The sequence below is a fragment of the Mesorhizobium waimense genome (assembly GCF_003601975.1).
Taxonomy (GTDB): Bacteria; Pseudomonadota; Alphaproteobacteria; order Rhizobiales; family Rhizobiaceae; genus Mesorhizobium; species Mesorhizobium waimense.
Map to the genome: position 1 here is coordinate 17,537 of NZ_QZWZ01000041.1, position 26,317 is coordinate 43,853.

At 63.8% G+C, this 26,317-nt stretch carries 24 protein-coding genes and 2 pseudogenes; 10 read left to right on the forward strand and 16 right to left on the reverse strand.

All coding sequences use genetic code 11. The features are described 5' to 3' along the window. Positions 1 to 16: 16 nt before the first annotated feature. From D3227_RS31685 to D3227_RS31705, 5 genes and pseudogenes are all read right to left on the reverse strand, one after another. Entirely contained in the window at positions 17 to 745 is a 729-nt protein-coding gene (locus D3227_RS31685) for an amino acid ABC transporter ATP-binding protein (protein WP_120018125.1), read from the reverse strand. Between the two features lie 29 nt (positions 746 to 774). Further along, on the reverse strand, positions 775 to 1,449 hold the full coding sequence (locus D3227_RS31690; RefSeq protein ID WP_120018126.1) for an amino acid ABC transporter permease: 675 nt from the start codon (positions 1,447 to 1,449) through the stop codon (positions 775 to 777). After that, on the reverse strand, positions 1,446 to 2,123 hold the full coding sequence (locus D3227_RS31695; RefSeq protein WP_120018127.1) for an amino acid ABC transporter permease: 678 nt from the start codon (positions 2,121 to 2,123) through the stop codon (positions 1,446 to 1,448). The genes D3227_RS31690 and D3227_RS31695 overlap by 4 nt, the downstream gene beginning before the upstream one ends. Before the next feature lie 100 nt (positions 2,124 to 2,223). Further along, positions 2,224 to 3,012: an ABC transporter substrate-binding protein gene (locus tag D3227_RS31700; protein WP_120018158.1), complete on the reverse strand. Its 789-nt coding sequence runs from the start codon at positions 3,010 to 3,012 to the stop codon at positions 2,224 to 2,226. 102 nt (positions 3,013 to 3,114) lie between these two features. Continuing rightward, positions 3,115 to 4,032, reverse strand: a pseudogene (locus D3227_RS31705) (saccharopine dehydrogenase family protein); the annotation flags it as partial. Between D3227_RS31705 and D3227_RS44465 the strand changes: the two are divergent. Next, a pseudogene (locus D3227_RS44465) lies at positions 3,993 to 4,214 on the forward strand (hypothetical protein); the annotation flags it as partial. The pseudogenes D3227_RS31705 and D3227_RS44465 overlap by 40 nt on opposite strands. 55 nt (positions 4,215 to 4,269) lie before the next feature. Here D3227_RS44465 and D3227_RS31710 read toward each other — a convergent pair. The 3 genes from D3227_RS31710 to D3227_RS31720 form a co-directional block, all read right to left on the reverse strand. Continuing rightward, positions 4,270 to 4,779, reverse strand: coding sequence for an Lrp/AsnC family transcriptional regulator (locus tag D3227_RS31710; protein WP_120018128.1), 510 nt, complete (start codon positions 4,777 to 4,779; stop codon positions 4,270 to 4,272). A gap of 199 nt (positions 4,780 to 4,978) precedes the next feature. Beyond that, positions 4,979 to 5,704, reverse strand: coding sequence for a 3-keto-5-aminohexanoate cleavage protein (locus D3227_RS31715; protein ID WP_120018129.1), 726 nt, complete (start codon positions 5,702 to 5,704; stop codon positions 4,979 to 4,981). Between the two features lie 170 nt (positions 5,705 to 5,874). Then, entirely contained in the window at positions 5,875 to 6,342 is a 468-nt protein-coding gene (locus D3227_RS31720; protein WP_120018130.1) for a MarR family winged helix-turn-helix transcriptional regulator, read from the reverse strand. A gap of 189 nt (positions 6,343 to 6,531) precedes the next feature. On the opposite strand from D3227_RS31720, the gene D3227_RS31725 reads away from it, so the two are divergent. Together D3227_RS31725 and D3227_RS31730 are read left to right on the forward strand one after the other, a co-directional pair. Next, positions 6,532 to 7,347: a p-hydroxycinnamoyl CoA hydratase/lyase gene (locus tag D3227_RS31725; RefSeq protein WP_120018131.1), complete on the forward strand. Its 816-nt coding sequence runs from the start codon at positions 6,532 to 6,534 to the stop codon at positions 7,345 to 7,347. A 34-nt stretch (positions 7,348 to 7,381) separates the two neighbouring features. Then, the gene (locus tag D3227_RS31730) at positions 7,382 to 8,878 is read left to right on the forward strand and encodes an AMP-binding protein (protein WP_120018132.1); all 1,497 of its coding nucleotides are present in this window, start codon (positions 7,382 to 7,384) and stop codon (positions 8,876 to 8,878) included. Positions 8,879 to 8,972: 94 nt separating this feature from the next. Here the strand turns inward: D3227_RS31730 and D3227_RS31735 are convergent, their stop codons facing one another. Both D3227_RS31735 and D3227_RS31740 read right to left on the reverse strand, forming a co-directional pair. Then, on the reverse strand, positions 8,973 to 9,272 hold the full coding sequence (locus D3227_RS31735; protein ID WP_120018133.1) for a hypothetical protein: 300 nt from the start codon (positions 9,270 to 9,272) through the stop codon (positions 8,973 to 8,975). A 159-nt stretch (positions 9,273 to 9,431) separates the two neighbouring features. Beyond that, a complete protein-coding gene (locus D3227_RS31740; RefSeq protein ID WP_120018134.1) occupies positions 9,432 to 10,100 on the reverse strand; it encodes a phytochelatin synthase family protein in 669 nt (222 codons plus the stop codon). Positions 10,101 to 10,282: 182 nt separating this feature from the next. On the opposite strand from D3227_RS31740, the gene D3227_RS31745 reads away from it, so the two are divergent. The 5 genes from D3227_RS31745 (at position 10,283) to D3227_RS31765 (ending at position 15,571) form a co-directional block, all read left to right on the forward strand. Continuing rightward, on the forward strand, positions 10,283 to 10,714 hold the full coding sequence (locus tag D3227_RS31745; RefSeq protein WP_120018135.1) for an OsmC family protein: 432 nt from the start codon (positions 10,283 to 10,285) through the stop codon (positions 10,712 to 10,714). Between the two features lie 46 nt (positions 10,715 to 10,760). Continuing rightward, a complete protein-coding gene (locus D3227_RS31750) occupies positions 10,761 to 11,288 on the forward strand; it encodes a hypothetical protein (protein ID WP_120018136.1) in 528 nt (175 codons plus the stop codon). A 162-nt stretch (positions 11,289 to 11,450) separates the two neighbouring features. Next, on the forward strand, positions 11,451 to 12,881 hold the full coding sequence (locus tag D3227_RS31755) for a patatin-like phospholipase family protein (RefSeq protein WP_120018137.1): 1,431 nt from the start codon (positions 11,451 to 11,453) through the stop codon (positions 12,879 to 12,881). Positions 12,882 to 13,029: 148 nt separating this feature from the next. After that, positions 13,030 to 13,773 (forward strand): 2OG-Fe(II) oxygenase, encoded by a 744-nt coding sequence (locus D3227_RS31760; protein WP_120018138.1) that lies wholly within the window; start codon positions 13,030 to 13,032, stop codon positions 13,771 to 13,773. Positions 13,774 to 13,948: 175 nt separating this feature from the next. Next, positions 13,949 to 15,571 (forward strand): ABC-F family ATP-binding cassette domain-containing protein, encoded by a 1,623-nt coding sequence (locus tag D3227_RS31765; RefSeq protein ID WP_120018139.1) that lies wholly within the window; start codon positions 13,949 to 13,951, stop codon positions 15,569 to 15,571. Between the two features lie 70 nt (positions 15,572 to 15,641). Here D3227_RS31765 and D3227_RS31770 read toward each other — a convergent pair whose 3' ends face one another. The 5 genes from D3227_RS31770 to D3227_RS31790 form a co-directional block, all read right to left on the reverse strand. Beyond that, positions 15,642 to 16,292 (reverse strand): glutathione S-transferase family protein, encoded by a 651-nt coding sequence (locus D3227_RS31770; RefSeq protein ID WP_120018140.1) that lies wholly within the window; start codon positions 16,290 to 16,292, stop codon positions 15,642 to 15,644. Positions 16,293 to 16,810: 518 nt separating this feature from the next. Next, positions 16,811 to 17,944, reverse strand: coding sequence for a substrate-binding protein (locus D3227_RS31775; RefSeq protein ID WP_120018141.1), 1,134 nt, complete (start codon positions 17,942 to 17,944; stop codon positions 16,811 to 16,813). 67 nt (positions 17,945 to 18,011) lie between these two features. Beyond that, the gene (locus D3227_RS31780) at positions 18,012 to 18,284 is read right to left on the reverse strand and encodes a hypothetical protein (protein WP_120018142.1); all 273 of its coding nucleotides are present in this window, start codon (positions 18,282 to 18,284) and stop codon (positions 18,012 to 18,014) included. A gap of 90 nt (positions 18,285 to 18,374) precedes the next feature. Continuing rightward, positions 18,375 to 19,952: an HD domain-containing phosphohydrolase gene (locus D3227_RS31785; protein ID WP_120018143.1), complete on the reverse strand. Its 1,578-nt coding sequence runs from the start codon at positions 19,950 to 19,952 to the stop codon at positions 18,375 to 18,377. A gap of 202 nt (positions 19,953 to 20,154) precedes the next feature. After that, positions 20,155 to 21,018: a LysR substrate-binding domain-containing protein gene (locus tag D3227_RS31790; RefSeq protein ID WP_120018144.1), complete on the reverse strand. Its 864-nt coding sequence runs from the start codon at positions 21,016 to 21,018 to the stop codon at positions 20,155 to 20,157. Positions 21,019 to 21,115: 97 nt separating this feature from the next. Between D3227_RS31790 and D3227_RS31795 the strand changes: the two genes are divergently transcribed. Together D3227_RS31795 and D3227_RS31805 are read left to right on the forward strand one after the other, a co-directional pair. After that, positions 21,116 to 22,003, forward strand: a complete 888-nt coding sequence (locus tag D3227_RS31795) for a PhzF family phenazine biosynthesis protein (RefSeq protein WP_120018159.1) — start codon at positions 21,116 to 21,118, stop codon at positions 22,001 to 22,003. A 274-nt stretch (positions 22,004 to 22,277) separates the two neighbouring features. Beyond that, positions 22,278 to 23,414: an epoxide hydrolase family protein gene (locus tag D3227_RS31805; RefSeq protein WP_120018146.1), complete on the forward strand. Its 1,137-nt coding sequence runs from the start codon at positions 22,278 to 22,280 to the stop codon at positions 23,412 to 23,414. 232 nt (positions 23,415 to 23,646) lie between these two features. On the opposite strand, the gene D3227_RS31810 is transcribed toward D3227_RS31805, so the two are convergent. Continuing rightward, a complete protein-coding gene (locus D3227_RS31810; RefSeq protein ID WP_208646504.1) occupies positions 23,647 to 26,244 on the reverse strand; it encodes a bifunctional diguanylate cyclase/phosphodiesterase in 2,598 nt (865 codons plus the stop codon). Between the last annotated feature and the right edge of the window lie 73 nt (positions 26,245 to 26,317).

The following is a 26,317-nucleotide window of genomic DNA, read 5'->3' on the forward strand; positions in this document are numbered from 1 at the left end:
AAGCCTAGTTAGACGCCTAGTGCCGCAGGATCTTGCTGAGGAAGGCGCGGCTGCGGTCGGTCTTGGGCTGTGAGAAAAACTCCTCTGGCGTGCCGCTTTCGACGATGGCGCCGGCATCCATGAAAACGACGCGCTGCGCGACCTTGCGGGCAAAGCCCATCTCGTGTGTCACCACCATCATGGTCATGCCTTCCTCGGCCACCGCGACCATGACGTCGAGCACTTCCGAGATCATCTCGGGGTCGAGCGCCGATGTCGGCTCGTCGAACAGCATGATCTTGGGGCGCATACCGAGGCAGCGGGCGATCGCCACGCGCTGCTGTTGGCCGCCGGAGAGTTGCGCCGGATAGGCATGGACCTTGTCGGCAAGGCCGACCTTGGCCAGCAGCTCGCGTCCGGCCTGCTCGGCTTCGTTGCGCGGGATCTTGCGCACATGGATCGGCGCCAGCGTCACGTTCTCCAGCGCTGTCCTGTGCGGATAGAGGTTGAACGACTGGAAGACGAAGCCGATCTCGGTGCGCAGCCGCGTCATGTTGGTGGCGGGGTCGCCGAGGCGCTGGCCGTCGACCACCAGATCGCCGTCCCTGATTGTCTCCAGCCCGTTGATGCAGCGGATCAAGGTGCTCTTGCCCGAGCCGCTCGGGCCGCAGACGACGACGACCTCGCGCGGCTCGACGCTGAGCGTGATATCCCGAAGCACGTTGAGCGCACCGAACCATTTGTTGACGCCGCGAAACTCGATCATGCCGGTACCATTCTTGCTGGGACTCGCCGTCACAACTGCACCTCGCCATGTGCCGCACCCATGCGGCGTTCCAGCCGGCGGGCCAGCATGATCAGTGGGTAGCAGACGATGAAATAGCCGAGGCCGACGAGGAAGAACACCAAGAGGCCGTTCGGCACGCGCTGCACCACCAGCCAGCCGACCCGGGTAAGGTCGGTCAGCCCGATGGCCGAAACAACAGAGGAATCCTTGATCAGCAGTACATATTGCCCGACCAGTGGCGGCAGCACGATGCGCATCGCCTGCGGCAGCACCACCTGGCGCATCCGCTGCCAGCGCGACAGGCCGGACGCCAGCGCCGCCTCGACCTGGCCGGTCGGCACAGAGCGGATGCCGGCGACGACGATCTCACAGATGAAGCAGGCCGCCAGATTGGTCAGCGCGATGATGCCAGCGGTGAAGGCGTCGAGCTCGATGCCGAATTCCGGCAGGATGAAGAAGATCAGGAAGATCTGCACCAGGAACGGCGTACCGCGGATCAGGTCGACCCAGGCGCCGATCGCCGCACTGATCAGCCGATTGCCGCCGGTTCGCAAGATGCCGAGACCAAAGCCGAGCAGCGTGCCCAGCACCAGGCTGATCAGCGACAGCACCACGGTCACGCCGAGGCCGCGCAGAGCGAGGGGGTAGCTTCCGACGAGGCTTTGCAGCTGCTGCCAGATCATGTGCTGCTCCTTGCCGGCTGCAAGCCGAGCCAACGACCGGAGAGCGCCGCCAGTCCCTTGAGGCCGTAGTAGAGCAGGAGGTAGAAGGCGGCGATGGTGATGAAACCTTCTGCCGGCATGAAACGGTCGGAAGCGAGCAGTTGGCCGGCGCGCGTCAGCTCGGAAACCGAGATCAGCGACAGCAGCGCCGAATCCTTGACCAGCACGATCGCCTGACCGAGCAGCGGCGGGATTGTCACCTTGAACGCTTGCGGCAGGATGACCAGGCGCATGCGCTGGACATAGGTCATCCCCGACGCGACGCCGGCTTCCACCTGGCCACGCGGGATCGACAGGATGCCGGCGCGGATGATCTCGGCGACATAGGCGCCGCTGTTCAACGACAGCGCGAGGATGCCGACGACAAGCTCGGGCAGCACGAAGCCAAGGTGAGGCAGGCCGAAATAGAGGAAATAGAGCTGCGCCAGCAAAGGGGTGGCGCGCACAGCGTCGATATAGGCCTTGGCCGGCACGCGAAACAGCCAGCCGCGCTGCAGGCTCATGGCAGCGAGCACGATGCCGACGGCAAGCGCCCCGGCAAAGGACAGCGCCGACAGCCACACGGTCGTGACGAGGCCCTGCCCGAACAGAGGCAGATATTCGACGATGGTGCGGAAGCTGAAATTTTCGAGCATGCTAAACGAAGTCCCCGAGACGAGCGAAGCGGTGGACAAAGCGAATTCCGAGCGGTTTCGCGCCGTCGAGGCGCGCGAAGCCGCTCGGATCTATCGCTGCTTAGTGGTCTTTCTTCCAGGCGTCGGAATTGACCCAGTAGTCGAGGTTCTTCTGCAGACGGCCGTCGACGCTGACCTGGTCGAGGAACAGGTTCATCCAGACCAGCAGGTCCGGCTCGTCATAGCGTGTGGCGAACGCAAGCGGCTCCTTCGACAGGAGGTCCGGCATGATAGTGAAGCTGCCGGCCGGATAGGCGGTCGACTGACCCTTGACCGCCGAGACGTCGTTGACGCCGCAATCGGCCTGGCCGTTGTTGACGGCGTCGAGCAGCAGCGGGCCGCCGCCCTTGTAGCTCTTGATGTCGGCATCGGGGAAGGCGGTCTTGGCCTCCTTCTCGCCGGTGGCGCCAAGCAGCACGGCGATCTTGGTGCCCTTGGCCTTGCAGTCCTCGGTGGTCTTGAACTTGCCGTCGGCCTTGGTGAAGACGGTGCTGCCCGTATACATGTAAGGTTTGGTGAAGGCGACCTTCATGCCCCGCGCCAAGGTCGGCGTCATGTCGGCGACCAGAAGATCGGCCTTGCCCGAGAGCAGCGCCGGGATCAGCCCGTCCCAGTCGAAATCGAGGAAGGTGATCTTGACCCCCATTTCCTTGGCCATCAGCTCGGCGAGTTCGACCGAACTGCCGGTGCGTTCGCCAGCGGCGCCGACCAGCGAGAAGGGCGGTCCCTGCGTCTGCACCGCGACGCGCAACTCGCCGCGCTTGGTGATGTCGTCCAGCGTTCCGGCACTGGCAGCGGCGGTAAGGCCTGCAAGCGCAAGTCCGGCGATGAAAAGCTTGGCAATCTTCATGTGGCATTCCTCCTTGTTGTCGTTTGTTATTTCACCCTTCGGGGTGCCTTTTTGAGCAGCAGCGCCGTTGCCGGCGGCGACCACCGTCCGAAAATCGTCTCTTCAGTCCCAGTCGACCGTTTCGGTCACCCGGATGCCGCGCTTCGCCAATTCGCCGAAGAAGCGGCCTTCGGGCACATGCAGCAGCGGGTTGAGCAGGCCGGGCTTGGCGATTTCGCCTCGCGCCAGCATCTGCGCCACGATGCTTGCGGGGTAGCCGACGCCGAGGCTCATGCCGAACAGGCCGGAGGCGAGGTCGCGTTCGATGACCAGCTCCGAGGTCACTGTCTTGCGGCGGCCGGCTTCGATGCCGGAAAAGACATTGCGCATCACGCACAAATCCTTCTCGTCGGCGCTATACTGCAATTGCGGGCCGAGCAGCCGGCCGAGAAATTCGCGCGGGCTGGCGCTGGTGCCGGGCACCTTGTCTTCGGAGAGGAAGCCAAGCTCCTTCAGCGGCGCCCAGAACGCCGACCATCCCGGCCAGCGCAGCGTGTAGCGGCCTGAGCGCTGTAGCCCCATGGCGGCGGCCAGCATCTCGACGTAATGCAGCGCGTCGCCATTGGGGAAGGCTTCCAGCCGGCCCAGGCCCGTGACCTCGATCTCGTGGATGAAGCGGTTGTCATGTTGCTGGCCGGCCGGCACCGCGACCCGCTCGCCGTCCTCGATCATCACGCTGTCGCGGTTCTGGCTGACCAGAACCATGTCGAAGTTCCAGCTCACCTTGTAGCAGAGCGGCCTGGCCATCGCCTTTGGTTCGGGGATGCCGCCGCAATAGGAATCGATTGATGCAATGGTGTCGAACTGCCTTGCGGCGCGCGCGTAAAGCACAAGGTCGATGCCGGGGTCGAGTCCGCATTCGGTCATGATTGAAACGCCGGCTTTTTCCGCCGCCGGTGCGAGATCGGCGATGGCCTTGCCGTAATTGGTGGTGACCAGCGGTGTGCGCGTCGCGATCGCCGCTAGCACCGCCTCGCGCCGTCGCCAGTGTCGGTGTCGAAGAAGTCGTCTGCGTCGACACCGCCTCTGACGGCCCTGCCCGGCTTGAGGGCCTGACCGACCTTTCACGCCTGCGTTTCGTCGTGCCCGATGGCGCGATCGGCCCGGCACTCGTCAATGTGCTGGCCGATGTCGATGCGGTCATCGATCTGTTGCCACAGCCGAGATCGGCGATGGCCGCCCGGCCTTGCAGGCCGAGGCCGCCGAGAACCGCGATCTTCATGTCGGCTCCTTGCGCGCCGGTGTTTCTTCCGACCAGCAGCCTTCCGGCAGGCTGACCCATTTGTTGCAGGAGGCCATGACGACGAAGGTCTCGCTGCGCACGACTTCGCCCGGAATGCCCGCGCCGGGAATCAGCTCGCTGGTGATGCGGTAGAGGTCGGCGACATCGCCGGCCACAGTCACGTCGACGATGATGTCGAAGCGCCCGGTGACGACGGAGGCCGAGTTGACGAAAGGCAGTTCCGAGATGCGCTGCGCCAATTCGCGGGCGCGACCGCGCCCCTGCGCATTGATACCGACAATAGCCGAGATCAATTCGGGGCGCTCGGTCAGGTTGAGCAGCCCGACGATCTTGAGCAGGTTGCGGTCGAGCAAATTGCGCAGCCGCGTGCGCACCGTCGGCACCGAGACCGCCATTGTCTCAGCGAGCCGATTGATGCCGGGCTGGGCATCCTGCGACAGCAATTTGACCAGTCGCCGGTCGGTCTGGTCGAGATGTTCCCGCAATGCTCAGACTTTCATAAAAGAGAATAATGATGGCACATTTTGTTTCTGATATGAAAATATCATAGGGATAATGTTTTAAAACAGCAAGAGCGGTTCCGGAGGTTGTCAACAAGGCCGGATACAGCCGACGCCCGACCAGGCCGCATCGGTGCGCGAAGCATCGCTTCGACGCCAGGGGCATACTTGGATGGATCAGCGACTATCGGCCAGCCCGGAAGATCGCCACTGCGGCCGCCGTCAGCGCCGCGTTGCCCGCTGCCACCGTGCCGTCCGGCAACTCCTTGCCGTCTTCCAGCCCGACACGCGTCGACCACTTGCGCGCCGCAGCCCGCTCGACGAAGGGCCACACGGTCGCGTTCTCGCCATGCAGCAGGATGGCGCGGCGGATGCCGGCGCGCTCCAGCACCTTTTCGATGCCGCCTGCGACGGCGAAAGCCTCGTCCAGCGTCTGCTCTGAAATCTCGATCAGGATGCGCAGCACCCGCCCGCCATGGTCGAGGCTGACAAGCCGCTCGGCGTCGGCGATCGACGCAAGCCCGGCCTCGATGCCGATGCCGCGCTGGCGCAGGCTCTCCATCACCAGCGGCGCCGCCGCCTCGCTGAGATTGACCGAGGCATAGTCCGGCAATTCGCGCCAGCCGGCGATGGCCACAAGCGTGCGCTGGCCGTCGTTCTCGATCCAGGCGCCGGTGGAGACGCCGATCAGCGTTCCCGGGCAGGCGCGGCGCAGCGCGAGCACCGTCGCGTCCATCGCCGCCGGTGCCAGGCTTTCGCGGCCGTCGAGCCCGCGCGCATGCACATGCAGCTCTGCCGCACCGGCCGCGACAGAGGCCGCGCCATCACGCGCCATGGCGTCCGCGTCGAGCGGCAGCTGCGGATGAAAATCGGCGCCACGCGCGCCGTTGATGCAGGTCTGGACGATCATCGGAAGAACAGCCCGGTTGCGGTTGAGATCAGTCTAGCCGAGGCCGACGAAAACCGGAATCGGGAAGCCAATCATTCCTGACAGCGAGGCGCCGGTGGTTGAATCGCTTGCGCAGGATACGCGCTGCTATTCTGTTGTTCCATCACGGCTTTCCCGGCGCTAGGCCTGCCTCAGTCTTCTTCATCCGTCCAGATGAGCCGCAACAGCCGCAGCAGCGTCGACCGTTCCTTGGCTGTCAGCTTGTGCAGAAACCGATCCTCGTGCCCGCGCACCTGCCGTCGCCATGCCGGCATGGCTTTTCTCGCGGCCTTGGTCAGGGCCAGCACCCGGACGCGCCTGTCTTGCGCATGGTCGTCGCGCTCGACCAGGCCACGCTCCTCGAGTTCGGCGAGCAGCGGCGCCATGTTGGCGCTTTTCATGCCGAGCAGGCGGCAGAGCTCGGCGGCGCTGATCCCTGGTCTTTCGTCGATCAGCGCCAGCATGCCGTAGGTCACCGGGCGCAGCGCGGCACTCGCCATCTCGACCGTGAAATCGTTGAGCGCCAAGGCTGAGGCGCGCCTCAAATTGTAGCCGATCTGCGCATCGAGCGCGGTCTCGGCTAAGTCGGGATCGCCAGCGCGAAGTTTTGTCTCTGCCATGTCCCAACCGATCGCCGGGACCGAGGGTCTTGTCAAGCGAAAAAGACTATGCGGCATAGCGAATATAGTTGCTATGGTACATAGCGATTTTTGCCGACGGATTGAGGTCAACTGACCGACAGGACACAGGGCAGGGGAGAAGCGGCATGCAGCGCCTGCCTCCCGGCAAGCAACAGGAGGAGAGTTGCCATGAGCGAAGAGACCGTTGCCTTCGACATCGAGAACGGCATCGCCTGGGTGCGCTTCAATCGCCCCGAAAAACGCAATTGCATGAACCCGGCGCTCAACCGGCGCATGATGGAGGTTCTCGACCAACTCGAATTCCGCGACGATGTCGGCGTGCTCGTGCTGTCCGGCGAAGGCAATGCCTGGTCGGCGGGCATGGACCTCAAGGAATATTTTCGCGAGACCGAAGCCAAGGGCCTTGGCGCCGTGCGCAAGGTGCAGGCGGAGGCCTATGGCTGGTGGCGGCGCCTGCGCTGGTACCGCGTGCCGACCATCGCCATGGTCAATGGCTGGTGTTTTGGCGGCGGCTATGGCCCGCTGTTCGCCTGCGATCTCGCTTTCGCCGCCGACGAGGCGCAGTTCGCGCTGTCCGAGATTAACTGGGGCATCCTGCCCGGCGGCGGCGCCACCAAGGTGGTGGTCGACCTCCTGTCGATGCGCGACGCCATGTATCATGCGCTGACCGGCGAGCTCATCGACGGCAGGAAGGCCGCCGCCTGGAAGCTGGTCAATGAAAGCCTGCCGCTGGAAGGCCTGAAGGCGCGTGTCACCGAGGTCGCCAACACCTTGCTGAAGAAGAATCCCGTGGCCTTGAAGGCGACCAAGGACGCCATCCGCCGCGTTGCCGAGATGACCTACGACAATGCCGAGGACTATCTGGTGCGCGCGCAGGAGGCGGCGAACTCCTTCGACAATCAGGCCCGCAAGGAAGGCATCCGCCAGTTCATCGACGAGAAGAGCTACAAGCCCGGCCTCGGCGCCTACGACAAGGCAAGGTGAGCCGATAGACGACGCAATCTGGGAGGAGTTGCGAATGCCGGCCTGGACGACATCAGACTCTGTAGCCCTGCATGCCAGGACCCAGCCCGCGCGCACGGCGTGCGTCGATCTGGCTTCCGGTCGGAGCTGGACCTATGCGGCGCTCGACGAAGCCATCCAGCGTGCGGTCTCGGTGCTCGAAACCGGCTTTGGCATAAGAGCGGGGCAACGGATCGCCACGTTTGCCCGCAACGGCGCCGATCTCCTCATCCTGCAGCAGGCCGCGATGCGCATCGGCGCCATTTTCGTGCCGGTCAACTGGCGCCTCGCGACGCCCGAGCGGCAGGCGATCCTTGCCGACTGCGATCCAGTGCTTCTGCTCCATGACATCGAGCTCGACATTGCGCTGCCCCCCGCCTGTACACCACTCGATACCGGGCGCTTCCAGACGGCAGTGGAGCAGCAGCCGCCGGCGCCACGTCGCGCATTGCCGGCCGCCGACCGGCCATCGATCATCCTCTACACTTCCGGCACATCGGGTCGTCCCAAGGGCGTCATCGTGACCGAGGCCAATGCCTTCGCCACCGCCGTCAACTTCAGCGTGCTCGGCCGCGTCGGCCATGCCAGCGTCTTCCTCTGCGACGCGCCGATGTTCCATGTCATCGGCCTCATCACCTGCCTGCGTCCGGCGCTGCTGCACGGCGGAACGGTGCTGATTGCGCCCGGCTTTGATCCCGATCTCACCAACCGGCGCCTAGCCGATCTTGCACTCGGCGTCACCCACTATTTCTGCGTCCCGCAAATGGCAAGGATGCTGCGAAATGGCGCGGATTTCGAACCGGCGCGCTGGACATCGCTGACCGCGATCTTTACCGGCGGCGCGCCGAACCCCGCCGCCGAGATTCGCTGGTGGCTAGCGAACGGCATCCGCATGGCCGACGGCTACGGCATGACCGAAGCCGGCACCGTGCTTTGCATGCCCCCGGAGGCGGACCTGATCGCCCGCAAGGCCGGCTCGTCCGGCCTGCCGGGGCCGTCAGTCTCGCTGCGTGTCGTCGACGATGGCGGGCGCGACGTTGCCGTGGGCGAGGCGGGTGAGATCTGGCTCAGCGGACCCAGCATCACGCCGGGCTACTGGAACCGGTCGCAGGAGACGGCGCCGGTCTTCACCGAAGACGGCTGGTTGCGCACCGGCGATATCGCGCGCCGCGACGAAGACGGCTTCGTCACCCTGGTCGACCGCCGCAAGGACATGTTCATCTCGGGCGGCGAGAACGTCTATCCGGCCGAGGTCGAAATCGTGCTGCTAGACCATCCCGACATCGCCGAAGCGGCCGTCATCGGCATCGCCGACGAACGCTGGGGCGAGGTCGGCCGTGCTTTCGTCGTGGCAAAGCCCGGCCGCGTGCCCGATCCGGCGGCGCTCGCCAGCCACTGTGCGGCCCGCATCGCCCGCTACAAGGTGCCGAAGGAATTTCTGCTCACCGAAACCTTGCCGCGCACCGCGTCCGGCAAGATCCAGAAACACATCTTGCACGGGTGGATGCGCTGAGGGGCGGTCCCATCGTTGCAAATCTCGGCTGGATGTAAACGCGTTTCCCTATCCCACAAGCAGGAGAAGGGAAGCGGCCGGTGGCGCGGGCGGTCTAGCCAAAGGCCGTGAGAACCGGAATCCGTGCCAGCAAGCATCCTGGCAGATGGGCGGCCGACTGATGGTTGCCCCATGCGGCTCCGATTACAGGTTCCGGTTCGACCAGGCACTGATGCGCGCCCGATGGATTGCTTTTCCGCCATGAGACTTCATCATTTGCTACGGCGGCGAACCATTGAGCCTCACTCAACGTCAAACCAAAAAGGACGCGACCGGCATAGTCGGTGGGCTCGTCGACGGTCGTGTCAAACACCGCCCAGGTGCAATCCGGCTCCTGCACTGCGACGAACCTCATTTGAGCCTCCATTGTGCGAAGAGGCTAATATAGCAGTCAGTGCCCTGCGGCCGTGTGAATGAGCCCACATATGGAAGCTGCGCCTTCGCGCTTGTTCGTATCGGCTTGAAATCGGGCAATTTTTTATACCCTGGATGCACCCAGGCGTCGCTCTCAGTGTCACTCGATCAGCAGCAAGCCGCGCTTTTTATCGCCATCGCTGTCGATCGTGTCCATAGCCGAGAACAGGCGTTCACGCTCGACCAGCCAGGGCTTGTAGCGCTCGTTGACATCGAGGACGAAAACCATGTCCTCGGCCTCCAGATAGCCACCGATCGGGGAAAAATGACCGCTGCCAGCGCCGAAGATCTTCTCGCGGGTAAAGTTGATGATGTAGCGGCGGCCCGGGTCGTTGGCATGCTTCAAGTGTTCGCGGAATTCTTCGGCGCTCAGGTCCCTTAGCACGGAGACTTTCCGACTGGTCTTCGTTCGGGTGACTTCGGCAACCTCGTCCAGCGTCAGCCCGACGATGCAAAAACCTGTCCAGCACTTTCCCGTGCCCTCGAGGACTTCGGCCTCGCTTGTCTCCTCCTCGCCGATGGAGCGGAATGTGTTTGCGACGCTGGCCGGACCGCACCGCGAGCCGTTCGTTTGCCAGTCGAGGCCGGCGTTGAACGTGGCCGCCACCGGCAACTTCCAGGCGCTGTCGATCAGCGCAGGAGTACGGATAACCGACGACTGGATTGCGTCCGGCGAAACCGCGGTCTGACCAACAAGCAATAATGCGCCGCCGCCGAGCAGGCCAACGCCGGCAACTGCAATCAAACCAAAGGCGAGACTGCGCTTCATTGCCGAACCTCGGAACAGTGCAGCAAAAGGGCAATTCTGAAGGTGTCACAGCGTAGCGAAATTGAAGTCAACAGTCGATGTTGCGGCGCAGACCCCAAGCGTACCATATAGCGGCAACAGGGCAGGGCGCGCACCACGGCAGCTGCGCCTTTGATTTTTGCCGCGACCGAAAAGGATTTGCCATGGGTGAACTCAAGGTGAGGACGCGCGTCACCGGTGCGCTGGCCGTCCTGCCGCCGGGCGGCCTGCCGGTCGTCACCACGCCGACCGGCGGCACGGTCGATGTCGTGACCGCGGTCGGCGCGCCGGGCTTCAATCCGCTCGACCTGCTCTACGCCTCTTTGGCTGCCTGTATGGTGCTGAGCGTCCGCATCGCAGCGACACGCCTGGGCGTTGCCGCCAGCCTTGGCGAGGTGCGCGCCGATGTGTCAGGCGAAAAGGCCGAGGGCGACCCTTCCCGCGTCGGCCGGATTTCGATCACGCTCGACATTTCGGGCGACCTCGATGAAGCGACGAAGCAGCGGATTGTAGAGGACGCCGAGACGATCTGCACTGTGAGCAACACGCTGCGCACGCCGCCGGATCTGCATGCCACGCTTGGCGGGAGCTTCTGAGGGCCTTGGTTCCTCAAACGGCCGCCACCAAACCAAGGACCATCCCATGGCCATGATCCCGCCGATCGACTACGCCACGGCATCCGAAGAAATCCGCGCCGCGCATGACGAGGAGCTTCGCCTGCGCGGCCGCATGACCAACATGAAGCGCATCCAGCTGCACTCACCGGCAGCCCACCACATCTATGCCGAATGGTTCACCCTGCGCGACCTGCTCCGGCCCACGCTCGGCGATCGCGCGATCTGGCTGCTGTCGCTGGCGATTTCCGAGACCTGCCGGGCCGAAATCCCCGTCACCTTCTTCCGTCGGGCGCTGATCGACAGTGGGTTCGACCCCAAGAACATCGAACGCACCTCTGACGAGGCGCTGCTGATCGACTTCGGTACAGCGATCGCCACTGATGCCAACGCCATCCCCGACGGCATCTGGTCGCAATTGAAAGCCCGTTATGACGAGGCGCTTCTGGTCAATCTCGTCGCCTTCGCTGGCATCATGGTGGCGACCTGCGTGTTCACCAACGCAGTGCGGGTCGATCTCGATCCGGAGCTGGAGGTCTATCGCCGGAAGGCTTGAGGCGAGCGGCGCCCGTCTCAGAGGCCGGCAGGCGTGCTGCCCAACAGGCGGGCAGGCAGGGTCACATGGGCGGCGAATCGGGGTCGAGAGACTGTCGGGCCGTTGCTTTGGCCTGCCGCATGCGGATAGACTGATACCGGGACGAGCGATCGGGGGTCCTCGATGCGTTGGCGTGTGGGCTGGCTTGCGTTGGCAGGAACGCTGCTGGCCGGTTGCGTCGGCAACGATGTCGAGCCCATCAACACCCATGTGACGCAAGTCGGACCGGGCTCGCCGGCCTACATTCCTGATGCCCCCGGCGATGGCTCGACCGTGGTCGCACTGTCCTTCTCCGGCGGCGGTACGCGCGCCGCGGCTTTCAGCTATGGCGTGCTGCAGGCGCTCGACGGTGTCGTCGTCGGCAGTGGTCCGCGCGCGCATACGCTGATCGACGATGTGCGCGTCGTCGGCGGCGTTTCCGGCGGCGCGGTGACGGCGGCCTATCTCGGCTACAAGGGGCATGGCTACCGCGACCTGCGCGAACGCTTCCTGCTGCAGAACGCCGAGAGCTCCCTGCATACGGCCAAACTGGCCCCTGCCAACCTGGCGCGGCTTTGGAAGGGCGGCATCAACGACCGCAGCACACTTGCCGCGTGGCTCAACAGCAACCTCTTCGACGGCGCCACCTACAGCGCCTTCAAGCGCCCCGGCGCACCGCTGGTCTGGATCCACGCCTCCGACATCTACAACGGCACCGCTTTCGGCTTCACCTACGACCGCTTCGCGGCGATCTGCAGCGATCTCGACAGGCTGCGTATCGCCGACGCCGTTGCGGCCTCGGCGGCGTTTCCGGTAGTGTTCGCGCCGCTGGTCGTCTCGACGACGACCCCGAAGACCAAATGCAACTACACGCAGCCGGACTGGATTAGACGCGGGCTGCAGGATCCGGAAGCGCCGTTGCGGGTCAAGGCGGCGGCCCTCGCCTTGGATTCGTATCAGAACAACGACCGCGTCAGCTACATCAAGCTGCTCGACGGCGGATTGACCGACAACATAGCGGTGGTCGGCTTCGCGGAATCGATCGACACTGCCGACTCCGCGCACAGCCCGCTGTCGCCGGCAGCAGCAGTGAGGATGCGCACCCTGATCATGATCGTCGCCGATGCCGGGCGCAGGATCGAACCCGACTGGGTCACGGTCAAGCAAGGGCCTGGCCTGGTCGACATGATCGATGCCACCGCCGGCACCTCGATTGCGTCCTCGGTGCGCGACGAATTCGACGCCCTCAAGTTGGAATTCCGCTTGTGGCGCGAAAAGCTGGTCAAGTATCGCTGCAGCCTGCCGCCGGCGACGGTGGCGCGCTATCGCGGCGGCCATTCCGGCTGGAATTGCCGCGACGTGCGCATGACGGTGGAGCTGGTCTCCTTCGCCGACCTGCCGCCAGCCGAGGGGACCGCGCTGAACGCCATTCCGACGCGGCTGAAGCTGACGCCCGAACAGGTCGACCGCACCATCGATGCCGGCCGCGAGGCGGTGCGCGCCAATACACGCCTGCAGCAGGCTTTCGGCCGTGCGCAAGGCCGGCCCGGCATCGTCATGGCGGTGTTGCCGTAATCGGTTCAGCTTGGCCGGTGCTCACCATAGCCTGGCAGGAAACGGGTGGCTTTTCCGGGCGCCCCATCGGATTCTGGCGCGACGCAACAAGGATCGGCGGCAGCGACCATTGTCGACCGCCATTCACGGTCCAAGAGGAGGCCAGGCCATGACCATCCATTCGATAAGCGCAAGGCGGGCGGTGCGTTCGGCGGAAGCGCGCGTCGCTGATCAGGACTGGAGCGAACTGGCCAGCGAGCTGAACGGCCATGGCTGCGCCGTTATGGAAAAGCTGCTGTCGCCCGACGAGTGCCGGGAGATCGCCGAGCTCTATCCCCACGAAGAGCACTTCCGCAGCCATGTCCACATGGCACGCCATGGCTTCGGCAAGGGCGAGTACCGCTATTTCCGCTACCCTCTGCCTGATCTGATCGGCGCCTTGCGCGCCGCGCTCTATCCACGCCTGGCCGAGGTCGCCAATGACTGGAACGGGCGCCTGGGGCTGGCCCAGCGCTATCCTGCGGACCACGCCGCATTCCTCGAGCAATGCCACGGCAACGGCCAGACGCGACCGACGCCGCTTTTGCTGCAATATGTCCCCGGCGACTTCAACTGCCTGCACCAGGATCTCTATGGCGATCTCGCCTTTCCACTGCAGGTGGCGATCCTGCTGTCGGAGCCGGGCAGGGATTTCACCGGCGGCGAGTTCGTGCTGACCGAGCAGCGCCCGCGCATGCAGAGCCGCGCCGAGGTCGTGCCGCTCACCCAGGGCGACGCGGTGGTCTTCGCCGTCCACAATCGCCCGGTGCAGGGCACCAAGGGCCACTATCGCGTGAACCTCAGGCACGGCGTCAGCCGCCTGCGCTCGGGCATGCGGCATACGGTCGGCATCATCTTCCACGACGCGAAGTAGAGGCCCGGCGCCGCGGCTGCCAATCTCCCCGCGAGGGGGAGATTGGCTGTCACTGCCGCCGTCGCTAGTCTTCACTGTCGGTGCTGCGGCGCTTCTGCCTCTTTCCCCGGCACCCTCATTCGCGTATGGCCCCGGGCGAATCCCTCAACCTCGCATCGGCCTCCCGGAACACCCCATGATTCGTCTCGAAAGCATCGGCAAGCAGAACGGCCGGCAGATCGTCTTCATCGAGGCTTCGGCCGCGCTGCAGAAGGGCGAGAAGGTTGGCCTTGTCGGCCCCAACGGCGCCGGCAAGACGACCCTGTTTCGCGTGATCAATGGCGAGGAACAGCCCGACGAGGGCCAGGTGCAAGTCGATCGCGGCGTCACTATTGGTTATTTCAGCCAGGATGTTGGCGACATGGCAGGCCACAGCGCGGTGGCCGAAGTGATGAACGGCGCAGGGCCGGTCAGCGACGTGGCGGCCGAAATGGCGGAACTCGAGGCGGCCATGGCCGATCCCGACCAGGCCGACCAGATGGATGAGATCATAGAAAAATATGGCGAGGCGCAGCACCGCTTCGAGGAACTCGACGGCTATGCGCTGGACGGCCGCGCGCGGGAAGTGCTCGACGGCCTCGGCTTCAGCCAGGAGATGATGGACGGCGACGTCGGCAAGCTGTCGGGCGGCTGGAAGATGCGCGTGGCGCTGGCCCGCATCCTTCTGATGCGCCCCGATGTGATGCTGCTCGACGAGCCGAGCAACCATCTCGACCTCGAAAGCCTGATCTGGCTGGAGCAGTTCCTGAAGGGTTATGACGGTGCGCTGCTGATGACCTCGCACGACCGCGAGTTCATGAACCGCATCGTCAACAAGGTAGTGGAGATCGACGCCGGCTCGCTCACCGCCTATTCCGGCAACTACGAATTCTACCAGCAGCAGCGGGCGATCGCCGACAAGCAGCAACAAGCGCAGTTCGAGCGCCAGCAGGCGATGCTGGCCAAGGAGATCGCCTTCATCGAGCGCTTCAAGGCGCGCGCCTCGCATGCCGCCCAGGTGCAGAGCCGGGTGAAGAAGCTGGACAAGATCGACCGCGTCGAGCCGCCGAAGCGCCGCCAGATCGTCCATTTCGAATTCCAGCCGGCGCCACGCTGCGGCGAGGATGTCGTCACGCTGAAGAACGTCCATAAGGGCTACGGCAGCCGCACCATCTATGAGGGGCTGGATTTTCAGGTCCGCCGCCGCGAGCGCTGGTGCATCATGGGCGTCAACGGCGCCGGCAAGTCGACGCTGTTGAAGCTGGTCGCCGGCGCTTCCGATCCCGACGCCGGCACGGTGGCGCGCGGCCCGAGCGTCAAGATGGGCTATTTCGCCCAGCACGCCATGGAGCTGCTGGAGGGCGAGCGCACCGTCTTCCAGACGCTGGAGGACAATTTCCCGCAGGCCGGCCAGGCGCCTCTCAGGGCACTCGCCGGCTGCTTCGGTTTCTCCGGCGACGAGATCGAGAAGAAATGTCGGGTGCTTTCAGGCGGCGAGAAAGCCCGCCTGGTGATGGCGCTGATGCTGTTCGACCCACCCAATCTGCTGGTGCTGGACGAGCCGACCAACCACCTCGACATCGCCACCAAGGAGATGCTGATCACGGCACTCTCGCAATATGAGGGCACCATGCTGTTCGTCTCGCACGACCGCCACTTCCTGGCGGCGCTTTCGAACCGCGTGCTCGAACTGACGCCCGAAGGCATCCACACCTATGGCGGCGGCTATACGGAATATGTCGAGCGCACCGGGCAGGAAGCGCCGGGGTTGAGGAGCTAGAGGCTAGGCGGCAATTGGCACAAGGCGGACGTCCGCTCGCGTCTGCCGTCTCTGACCGGAGCGGCCCTTGTCAGCCGGTTGATGCGGCGGTGAAAACCGCCAATTGGGCGTCGAAAGCACGCTTGAAGGCCGGCCGCGCTTCGCCTCGGGCGACATAGGCGGAGAGGTTCGGATATTCGTCCAGCAGAGCCGATCGGTTCAACCTGCGCAGCACCATCACCATCAGAAGGTCACCGGCGCTGAACGCACCATCGAGCCAGTCGGCATCGCCAAGGCGATCGGAGAGTTCGCTCAGCCGGCCACGGATACGATCCTCGACCATGTGCAGGCGCTGCTTGTGCCAGGCCTCGTCGCGCTCCAGCAGCATGGCGGTTTCCCGATCCACGATCGGCGGCTCCAGCGTGCTGACCGCGGCAAACATCCAAGTGATCGCGCGTGCCCGGGCATCCGCATCGTCCGGCAGCAGGCCCGCATTGCGCTCCGCGATATGGAACACGATCGCCCCCGAGTCGAACAAAGCGAGATCGCCTTCCTCATAGGTCGGAATCTGCCCGAAAGGCTGAAGCGCACGATGCGCGTTTTCCTTCATCGCGCTGAACGAAACGAGACGAACGTCGTAAGCTTGGCCCACTTCTTCGAGCGCCCAACGAACACGCATGTCACGTGCCTGTCCCTTGCCGCGGTCGGGCGACCGTTCAAAGGCTGTGATGGTGGCGGTCATTGGAAGGCTCCGGGTGATTGCATGACGCTGTCGATGTGCGTGATTGCGGCGTTCTTTCTCATGGTTCGATATCCGGTTCTTCATCCAGAGGACGAACGACCGGCGCGGCTCCCGACAACTTATCTCGTTTTCTTTGGCCATGGGATTTCGCGGTCCGAACCTTTCTTCGTGCCGTCATTACCAGCGAACGACCTGAAACTCTTCCGTCGGCGAAGGTCTCAAAATGGTGCGAAGCGGCTATTTTAGAACGGCCGGACTTGGGCCGTTGCGGACTATCGTTTTCGGGATGGAGAGACTAGAAAGCGGACTGACTCGTCCATATCGCGGACCGCTTGTGCCAAGAGCGGGATTGAATAGTCGCCCGACAGCGACTTCAGGTTTCGCGGCACGGATAGCGCGTCCTGATTTGCCGGTCGCTCTCGTGGGTTTGACTGGTACAACCACTATCGGCCCGGTGATGGCGAGGGCATTATCTAGCCGCCCCCGCCATTTGGAACAACAGTGCTCGACGCCGCCAGTTACCCCGCTGTGCTTGGTTGGAATTCGTCGCTAAGAGCGCGTTCGTTGGGATCTATCGGACCCAAGTTCTTCACGACCCGGAATCGACCGTCGCGCGCCTGCGCGATGTACATGTTCATGCGAACATGGTGCTGGCTGGGGACCATTTCGGCGGGGCCTCCCGGTCCCTCGCTGATCCGAGCGTGGTCGAGTGCCCGGATGACTGCGTCGCGCTCGACCGTGCCGGCTTCGTCGACCGCCGCTTCCCACATCTTGATCGCCCGGTAGTGGCCGGTGCAGCCGCTGCCCGCGGTCAACATCGCACTGCCGGGGAATCGGTCCTGGTAGCGGCGCAGGAGCGCGCGGCCAAACGGATCGTCGAGCTCCTGATAATAGTCGAGGCAGCTGTAGAGGCCCTCGATCTGCTCGGATGGCACGAGATTGAAGAAATTCTCGTCGAAGTAGGTGCAGATGATTGTGCCGCCCCGCTTGCCGAAACCGGCTTTGTGAAGTTCGTCGAGGAACGGCGTCAAGCCCGGGGGAACGAGGGTATTGAACACCACCTCGGCGCCGCTCGCCATGATCTGCTGGACCGTGCGCCGAAAATCGACGGTGTCGAGCGGGAAATACTCCTCACCGACGATCGCGCCGCCGTTGGCGCGCACCACCCGGCTCGCCGCCTTGTTCAGCAAATGCGGCCAGATGTAGTCGGCCGATGGCAGATAGAACTTCTTCGCCCCGGTGCTCTTCATGATCCATGGGATCAGCGGCTCGACCTGCTGCGCGGGCACTGGACCCGTGCAGAAGATCAACGGATCGTTTTCCTGCCCCTCATATTGTTCGGTGTAGATGTAGAGCGTCCTGCCGCGCGCGACTGCCTCGCTCTTAATGGCCTGGCGGGTCGAGCTGTAGATGCCGCCGACGACCAGATCGACTTTGTCGACGTCTATCAGTTTGGCAGTCCTCGCCTTGGCAACGCTGTCGGTGGTCTCGCCGTCCTCGATGACGACCTGCACCGAACGGCCCAGCAAGCCGCCCCTGGCATTAATGTCGTCGACGAGCATGGTCGTGAGGTTTGCGTTGGCGATGCCCATGAAGGACAGCGGGCCGGTGAGTTCGGCAATAAGGCCGATCTTGATGGGTTTCTGGTCCATCTCATTTCTCCGATCTTGTGGTTTCGTGGGCGCGCCGCCGCCTATGGCAGGCGGCGCGAAGGGCACGTCAGGCCTCATAGTGGCCAAGCAGCATAGCCGCCTGCGGCTTGCCGACATGGCCGGCTTCCTGGAGGATCGCCGGCACTTCGGGGTCCGACACGAAGTTCTTCCAGCCCTCGGCGTCCCAGTCGAAGATCGCCCAGACGCGGTCGGGCTCGCTGGGATCGCGGAACACGGTTGCGCCGTTCGAACCGTGCAGCCGGCGCTTGTCGGCGCCCTTGGTCGAAAAGATACGGATGAAGCGGTCGACGTCCGCCACCTTGGTCGTTGCGAGAAGCATTTGATTTCCTCCTGTCGGTCGCGGCCACCATCGGTCCGTCGACAGGATCACGATGCGCGCCCTGGAGCAGGCGCACATGGGGAGTATTCCCTATTCCTGCATCTCTCCCGGCCGGACAAGGCCATGCTCGACCGCATAGAGCGCGGCGGCGGCGCGGGTGGCCACACCGATCTTGGCATAGACGCCCTGGATATGGTGGTCCGCGGTCTTGGGCGAGATATCGAGCTTCCGCGCCACTTCCTTCGCCGTAAGGCCGGAGGCGATCAGGCGCAGCACTTCAATCTCGCGTGGCGTCATTCCGGCCAGAGGCCGGGGCGGCGCCCGGCGCGACGGCTGCCCCGCGAAGGACAGCACGGCCTCGGCGGCGTCGGGGCAGATACAGCCCTCACGTACGGCGGCGCGTAACTTCGTCGCCGCCGCCTCGCTGGACAGCGCCCTGCGGTGAGGACGTTCCTCTCGCGAGGTCTGGAACGCTTCGGCAGCGGCCAGGATCCTCGCCGCCGGAGTTAGGTCGGAGCCGCCGACCTTGCGGTGATAGCCAGAGCCGTCTAGGCGTTCGTGATGGCGCAGGACGAGCGCGGCCATCGCTTCGCCCTCGCGACCGAACGAGGCCAGGGCCCGCTCGCCGTAATAGGCGTGCAGTTGGGCTGCGTCGCGTTCGCGCACCGACAGCGGACCATTGCGCATCCAGGTCGCTACCGGCACCACGAGCTCGCCCATGTCGTGGATGCACCCTGACCAGCGCAGCGCGCGGACGTCAGGGTCGGGCAGCCCGATCCGTTTCCCCGCTCCCGTGGCCAGTTCCGCCACCATCCGCGAATGGCCCTGCGTAAACGGCATGCGCATGTCGATCATGTCGGCGATGGCGAGGAACGCCTCATCGCAGGCTGCCTCGTCCAGCGTCACCGGCGGATCGGGCTCGAGCGCCAGGATCGTCTCGCGGTCGACCGTCGCGCCGATGCCCTCCATCAGTGCCGACGCGTTGGCCGAGACGAGCCTGGCCAGATCAGCTTCGTAAGGGCCGTCAGCGCGGCTGGCGACGACTTCGGCCATCCCGTCGATACCGACGGCTTCGCTGAGCGCGATGGCATCCTGCGCCAGCGTGATCAGGCGCACGGCCGGCAGGACGTCCTCGCCGCTCAGCCCACGCGGCAGGCCCTTGCCGTCCCAGCGCTCGTAGATCTGTCCAAGATTGCGCCGCATCTCCTCGGACAGGCCCAGCCGCTCGCCGATCCGTTGCGCGACCTCGCAATGCGCGGTGAGCACCGGGCGGGCCACCGCGAGCGCCTGCGACAGCCCAGCCTCGATCGCCTTCGCTTGAGCGTCGGGCTCAAGATCGTAGTAGAGCCGCTTGAAAGCTTGCACGAAGACCCTCCCCAGTTCCGCACGATTGCCCATGTCGAGACCGACAAGATCCTGGCGGAGCGCGATTTCGTCGCCGAAGGTGGCCGAAAGAAGGTCCGTGTCGGCATTGCAGCCGACATAGCGCAGCATGGACTGATGGTAGGCGTTGCGCCGAATCTCATCGGAAACACCCGCAAGCTCGGCGATCCGCATTGCAAGCACGCAGGACTTCAGTGCGAAGTCGCGAGAATGGCCAGTGGCGAGGTCCGAAGCATAGGCCAGGACCATCATGAAATCCGCCCGGCGGATCGAGACTTTTGTCATCGCCCACCTCCCAGTAAACATGTTAGCCCCGGGTGCCGTTAATACCTAGGGGAAAGATTCCAAGCCTGATGTAGATCCTGCGAGAACAGAACGTTCTGTTTGTGGGCCGCGAGCAGACTGGCAGCTTTTCGCGCCTCGAAACGAATCAGGGACGTTCAAGGGGCAAGTGCCTCCTTTTGTGCGCAAATCAGCCGCTCCGGCCCTACCAATCCTGCGCCTGACGAACCTGTTCGCAGAGCCAGGCGCAGAAGCCGCGCGGCGCCGGGCGCTGGTCACCTTCGCGGATCAGGGCGAAGTACCAGTCTGGTCCTTGCAACACAGTTGCAAGTGGCGCCACGAGCAGTCCATCGTCTAGAAGTGGCCGAAAGAGCGTCGGCGACAGCAAAGCCACACCGAGGCCACTCACGGCCGCATTGGCGATGAGCTCGAAGATTGAGTAATCGACAGCTGCGAAGCGTAAGCCGCTCGGCATTGGTCGCTCGGCTCGTGCGAACCACTTTCCCCAATCAGGATGAGGCAGGAGGTTGAGGTCTGCGAGATCCTCTGGCGCAGTGAGGGTCCGCGACCCGAGCAGAGTCGGTGCCACCATAGGCGTCACGTCGACAGGCGTGAGAGGGTATTCGTCAAGCCCGTCCCATCCCCCTCGTCCCGTCCGGATGGCAACATCGAACGCAGTCGGATCACGTACGTCTGAGGAAATGTCGAGCTCGATGGTAGCACCGCCCGTTGCTCGATAGCCCGATAGTCGCGGAGCCAGAAAGCGGGATGCAAATGTCGGTGGTACTGTCACCCGCAGCGGCGTGATCCCTGCTTGAAACGCGTCGAGAGCATTGTTGATATCGTCCAGGGCATGCCGAACCTGGCACGCCAGTGTCACAGCGGCTGGAGTGGGAACAACCCTGCGACCCACGCGAGTGAACAAACGTTGACCGAGCTCTGCTTCGAGGCTGCGAATGCGAAGGCTCACGGCGGCGGGCGTGAGTGCCAGACGATCCGCCGCGCCGGCAAAGCTGCTTACGCTGACGCACATCTCGAAAATTCGGAGGGATTCAACAGAAGGTCGAATGATTAGTTTCCCTTATCATTTGGCCAAGCAATGCGCGTTTTGTCGCTGAGGTGCTTTGGTGCACAGTCCTTCTTGTCAGAAGAATAGGAGCTATGCCTTGTCGCCGCAATCGAGCACTGCAGTTCTAACAGCCGGACTGATCGACGTCTTTGCGGACACCTCGTTAAGTGGCAACCCTCTGGCCGTCGTCGAAGACGCTGATGGACTTTCCGAGACGCAGATGCGCCGGATCGCCGGCGAATTCAACCAAGCTGAAACGACCTTCATCATGCGCAGCGATCGGGCCGATCTGAAGCTCCGGTCGTTTACTGCAGCCGGTGCGGAAGTTGGTGGTGCCGGCCACAACGCGCTGGGAGCGTGGCTTTGGCTGGCGGAAGAAGGCAAGCTTGGCCCTATCGAAGCCCCTCGGGTCTTCCAGCAAGAAATTGGAGGTGAGGTTCTGCCGATTGAACTTCGGCCCGTCGATGGGCGGATCTTTGGTCATATGAAGCAGTCCGCGCTCAAGCTGGGACCCGCGCTGGCCGACGTTCGGCCCCTGGCGGCAGCACTGGGTCTGGCGCCAGAAGATATTCGCGCCGAACCGGCTCCTCGCGTGGCGGATACGGGAGTGGCGCACTTGCTTGTTCACCTCCGCGACGCTGCGGCGGTCGATCGTGCCGAACCTGCCACCAAGGGACTACTCAAGGTCCTGAGCGCGGTGTTTGCCGAGGGCTGCTACGTCTATGCCTTTGACCGCTCTGCGCCACATCGCGCGTATGCGCGGTTCTTCAACCCCACGGTTGGGTTGTGGGAAGATGCGGCAACCGGCACGGCAGCCGGCCCGCTCGGCGCCTACCTTGAGAGCGAAGGCTTGATCTCGGGTGCCATCGAGGTCGAACAGGGCACTAAGATGGGGCGGCGGAGCGTCCTTCGAGTCAGCCTGGCTCCTGAGCCTGAGGTTTCCGGCGCCGGCATCATCGTTATGCGCGGCAGGCTTTCTCTCTGAATCGCAAATCCGCGAGCCACTGAACGGCCGGGCGCCGCGACATACGCTGGCCGCACTGCGACGGAGCCGCTGGATCATCCTCGCCTGGCCTCAGTCGCATGTTCATAGACCATCTGCCGTTGCCGGCCTTCGCCATCGACGGCCAAGGCGCCATCAAACTCGTCGCAAAGGGATGGCAAGACCGTACCCGTCGCACCTTCAATAGGCGCGCGCTTTCGCTCCTCGCCGCCATCGCAAGCATGCCCACAATCGCACAATCTCAGGAGGAGGCCAAATGCTCTCAATAAAGTCGTTCAAGATTCAGATCAGCGATGCAGCGATTGCTGACCTGAAAGATCGTCTCGGGAAGGCGCGTTGGCCTCACGCAATCACGGACGATTGGTCACGGGGCCAACCCATCAAGCTAATCATGGAGCTGACCGATCAATGGAGGAACAAGTACAACTGGCGGGAACACGAGCGCGATCTCAACCGCTACCCTCACTTCATGACAGAGATCGACGATCAGCCGATTCATTTCATGCATATCAAATCGCCGATGCCTAATGCATTGCCTTTGATCCTCAGCCACGGCTGGCCCGGCAGCTTCGCCGAGTTCCTTGACCTCGTAGGGCCGCTGACTGATCCAAAGGCGCATGGACTCGACGAGTCGATCGCTTTCGATCTGGTCATCCCATCGCTGCCGGGTTTCGGTTTCTCGAGCCCAATGTCATTGCCAGGATGGGACAGCGCAAAGACGGCCAAAGCCTGGGACACCCTGATGAAAGGGCTCGGATATGAGCGCTACGGCGCGCATGGCGGAGACGCTGGTGCTCTTGTCGGCCGTGAGCTGGGAATTCTGGCGCCGAAGGGTCTCGTGGGAACGCATCTTCTTCAAATCTTTGCATTTCCATCGGGGCAGCCGGGCGAAATGGAGAAGCTGTCACCCTTCGAGATGGAGGGAATGGCAAACCTGGCCAATTTCGAAAAGTACGGCGGATACCAGGCCATTCAGTCGAAACGCCCCGGAACGCTTGCGTTCGCCCTAGTCGACTCGCCAATCGGCCAGCTGGCCTGGAACGCGGAATTGTGGTTCGGCTTCGAGGGCATCGGTGCAGACCATGTGGATCGCGAACGCTATCTGACCAACAACTCCATCTACTGGTTCACGGCCACCAGCGGGTCTGCCGCGAACGTCTATTATGAGGACACGCAGACCGGGGCAGGATATCGGGAGTTAAACAATCCGACACCCACTGGCGTGGCCGTGTTCCCCCAAGACTTTCGATCTGTTCGCAGCTTCGCGGAGCGCTCAAACAATATAGTTCACTGGACCGAAATGCCACGCGGCGGGCACTTCGCCGCTTCCGAGGCGCCCCACCTGCTCGTCGAGGATATCCGCAAGTTCTTCGGGAGGCTGATCGTCGGCTAGATCCGTCGATTTTTCCGTTCACGGATAGATGGCGTGCACCTTGACCGTGGGAATACGTGGGCACTTGGCAAGACGCTTGTGCCGATCGTCCCTGCTCGTTCAAGTAGAGTAATCTATCGCTCTACGCGGCATCCGCCCGATCAAATGTCTGCTCCTGGGAGGCGGCTGTCGACTGCCTGGTGACCGTGCATGAGGCGCATAGCCGCCGTGGGCTGAGGGCGTGGGGCGGCTGCTACCCCGCCGCCAGCCATTTGCGCGACTGGGCGAAGACCTTGAAGGCCTTGGCGTCCATCGGACGGCCGAAGGCGTAGCCCTGCAGGATGTCGCAGCCCAATTCCTTCAGGATGCGCGCGTGTTCCATCGTTTCGACGCCTTCGGCCACCACTTCGATGCCGAGCGACTTGCCGATCTCGATGATTGACGACACCAGCCGCCGCTGCGCCCTTGAATCGATGATCGGCGTGATCAACTGGCGGTCGATCTTCAGCCGGCGCGGCTGCAGCTTGAGCAGGCTGACGATCGAGGCGTGGCCGGTGCCGAAATCGTCGATCTCGATGTCGATGCCGAGTTCCTTGATCTGCTCGATGTTCCAGGAAACGAAGTCGTCGTTCTCGTCGAGGAAGATCGACTCCACCAGCTCGAACGACACGGTCCCTTCCTTGATGGCGAGCTTGCGCAAACCCTTGATCAGGTCCCGGTCCTCCAGGCGCCTGGCCGAGACGTTGACCGACACGCGCGGGATGTTGAGATGCGACCAGCGCTCGAAATTCTCCAGCGCCTGTTTGAGAGTGACGCGGTCGATCAGCGCCACGACATTGAGCTCTTCGGCCACTTTGAGATAGGCGGCGGGGGCGAGGATGCCACGCCGCGGATGCTTCCAGCGCGATAACGCCTCGACGCCGACGATCTCGAGCGTCTTGGCGTCGAACTGCGGCTGGTAGTAGGCGATGAATTCGTTCCGTTCCAGCCCGCCCAGGATCTCATCGGCGGTCTGCTTGGTTCGAACGATCTCGCTCTGCAGCTCCTCGTTGAAGAATTCGTAGCGATTGCGGCCATGGCTTTTCGCCCGGTAAAGCGCGAGATCGGCATTGACGAGCAGCTGCTTGGCATCGACGCCGCTATTGGCGGCAATGCCGATGCTGACGCCGAACCGGCACTGATGGCCCTGATAGGTGATCGGCTGGCGCATCTCTTCGATGATGCGGTCGGCAAGTTCGGCAAGCTTGTCGTCGCCACGTCCATGGCTCACCACCACGAACTCGTCGCCGCCGATGCGCGCCACGAAATCGGCAGCCCCGGCGTTGGCCTTGATGACCTTCGAGGCATGCAACAGCATGGCATCGCCGGCTGCGTGGCCGAGCGTGTCGTTGATCTGCTTGAAGCGGTCGAGGTCGAGATGCAGCAGCGCCGTGCGCCGGCCGGCTTCGCCGCTTTCGGCCAGCATTTCGTCGAGGTAGCGGCGATTGGGCAGGCCGGTCAGCGAATCGTGAAGCGCCACATGTTCGATGCGGGCCTTGGCGGTCTCCAGCTCGGCGTTCTTCGATTCCGACAGCTGCCGCTCGCGCACGAGGTTCTCGTTGAGCAGCACGTCGCTGGTCACGTCCCATTCGGCGCCGATCATCTTCGGCGTGCCGCCGGTGTCCTGGAAGAAGGTCGCGCGCGTGCGGACATGGCGGATATGGCCGTCAGCATGGACGAGGCGGTATTGCGAGGAGTAGAGGCCCTTGGTCGCCGCGGCCTGGTCGAAATCCTGTCGCGCACGCGCGATATCGTCGGGATGGATCGTCCCCGACCAGTCATCATAGGCGCGCGGCTTGCCGTCGGCGGGCCTGCCGTAGATCTCGTTGACGCGGTCGTCCCAAACCAGTTCGTTGGTGGCTAGGTCGTGCTCCCACACGCCGATGCCCGAGGCCTCCAGCGCCAGCTCCAGCCGCCCCGACAGGCGTCTCAGCTCGGCATAGTTTTCCTGCCTTTCGCCGAACAGCCGCCCGGCCACCAGGATCGGCAGCACCACCAGCACGCCGGCGAGCGCCATGAGCGCCTGCAAGGTCCGCTCATTCTTCGGGCCTGCTGGCCAGCCGCCCTTGGGAATGGCCGAAATCCGCCAGGAGCCTGAAGGCAGCTGCACTTCGGCCGTCACGGGTTTGCCGGCGATGACATTGTCGCCGCCGAAGAAACGTTCGCCGCCACCCCCCAGCGCATCCTTGCCGGTCAGCGCGACATCGATGTCGAGTTGGGGGTCGGTGAGGCCGCTCGCCGCGTAGAGCCGGTCGACATCGACCACAGCCGAGACGATGCCCCAGAAGCGGTCGCCGCCGCCCGCCGTCGGCACGAAGACCGGGATGCGGCCTATGAAGCCGCGTCCGCCTTGCGCCAGGTCGACCGGACCGGCGAACACCAGCGTGCGTCCGTCGCGCGCCCGAAGTGCCGCCGTGCGTTGCGCCTCGTTCTTGCGGTAATCGAGCCCGATCGCCTTCTCGTTGCCTTCCATCGGGTACATCAGCGAGATGACGAGGGCCGGCGCGCCGGCAATGTTGCGCAATTGCGATTTCTGCTCGAACAGATTGCCGGTGAGCGCGGCAAATCTCTGCTGGCCCATATAGGGCTCGGTGACGATGGCCGATACCAGGCCGCGCACGAGCTGAAGATTGCCGTTTATGTTGCCCTCGAGCTTGGCGCGGATGATGTTGACCTTGGCCAGGACATCGGCTCGCGCCAGTTGATCGGACACTTTTCTGTTCTGCTGGTCGGCAAACACGGCGCAGATCAGAAGCACGACGAAGGCTATCGCCGCCGGCAGGTTGGCGGCAGAGAAAACGGCCTGTCTCACACGGCCGAGATTGAATCCCGTTCTGGCCAATTCGACCCGAATACCTTTCCTGGACAACAGCCCATCGGGCGAA

Coding starts and splice junctions, on each gene's coding strand:
- D3227_RS31750 (WP_120018136.1), top strand. CDS start 10,761: ATGGCCATGATCCCGCCGATCGACTACGCCACGGCATCCGAAGAAATC.
- D3227_RS31720 (WP_120018130.1), bottom strand. CDS start 6,342: ATGGCAGAGACAAAACTTCGCGCTGGCGATCCCGACTTAGCCGAGACC.
- D3227_RS31730 (WP_120018132.1), top strand. CDS start 7,382: ATGCCGGCCTGGACGACATCAGACTCTGTAGCCCTGCATGCCAGGACC.
- D3227_RS31785 (WP_120018143.1), bottom strand. CDS start 19,952: ATGACAAAAGTCTCGATCCGCCGGGCGGATTTCATGATGGTCCTGGCC.
- D3227_RS31775 (WP_120018141.1), bottom strand. CDS start 17,944: ATGGACCAGAAACCCATCAAGATCGGCCTTATTGCCGAACTCACCGGC.
- D3227_RS31685 (WP_120018125.1), bottom strand. CDS start 745: ATGATCGAGTTTCGCGGCGTCAACAAATGGTTCGGTGCGCTCAACGTG.
- D3227_RS31700 (WP_120018158.1), bottom strand. CDS start 3,012: ATGAAGATTGCCAAGCTTTTCATCGCCGGACTTGCGCTTGCAGGCCTT.
- D3227_RS31765 (WP_120018139.1), top strand. CDS start 13,949: ATGATTCGTCTCGAAAGCATCGGCAAGCAGAACGGCCGGCAGATCGTC.
- D3227_RS31780 (WP_120018142.1), bottom strand. CDS start 18,284: ATGCTTCTCGCAACGACCAAGGTGGCGGACGTCGACCGCTTCATCCGT.
- D3227_RS31755 (WP_120018137.1), top strand. CDS start 11,451: ATGCGTTGGCGTGTGGGCTGGCTTGCGTTGGCAGGAACGCTGCTGGCC.
- D3227_RS31740 (WP_120018134.1), bottom strand. CDS start 10,100: ATGAAGCGCAGTCTCGCCTTTGGTTTGATTGCAGTTGCCGGCGTTGGC.
- D3227_RS31725 (WP_120018131.1), top strand. CDS start 6,532: ATGAGCGAAGAGACCGTTGCCTTCGACATCGAGAACGGCATCGCCTGG.
- D3227_RS31745 (WP_120018135.1), top strand. CDS start 10,283: ATGGGTGAACTCAAGGTGAGGACGCGCGTCACCGGTGCGCTGGCCGTC.
- D3227_RS31805 (WP_120018146.1), top strand. CDS start 22,278: ATGCTCTCAATAAAGTCGTTCAAGATTCAGATCAGCGATGCAGCGATT.
- D3227_RS31690 (WP_120018126.1), bottom strand. CDS start 1,449: ATGATCTGGCAGCAGCTGCAAAGCCTCGTCGGAAGCTACCCCCTCGCT.
- D3227_RS31770 (WP_120018140.1), bottom strand. CDS start 16,292: ATGACCGCCACCATCACAGCCTTTGAACGGTCGCCCGACCGCGGCAAG.
- D3227_RS31695 (WP_120018127.1), bottom strand. CDS start 2,123: ATGCTCGAAAATTTCAGCTTCCGCACCATCGTCGAATATCTGCCTCTG.
- D3227_RS31760 (WP_120018138.1), top strand. CDS start 13,030: ATGACCATCCATTCGATAAGCGCAAGGCGGGCGGTGCGTTCGGCGGAA.
- D3227_RS31715 (WP_120018129.1), bottom strand. CDS start 5,704: ATGATCGTCCAGACCTGCATCAACGGCGCGCGTGGCGCCGATTTTCAT.
- D3227_RS31735 (WP_120018133.1), bottom strand. CDS start 9,272: ATGAGGTTCGTCGCAGTGCAGGAGCCGGATTGCACCTGGGCGGTGTTT.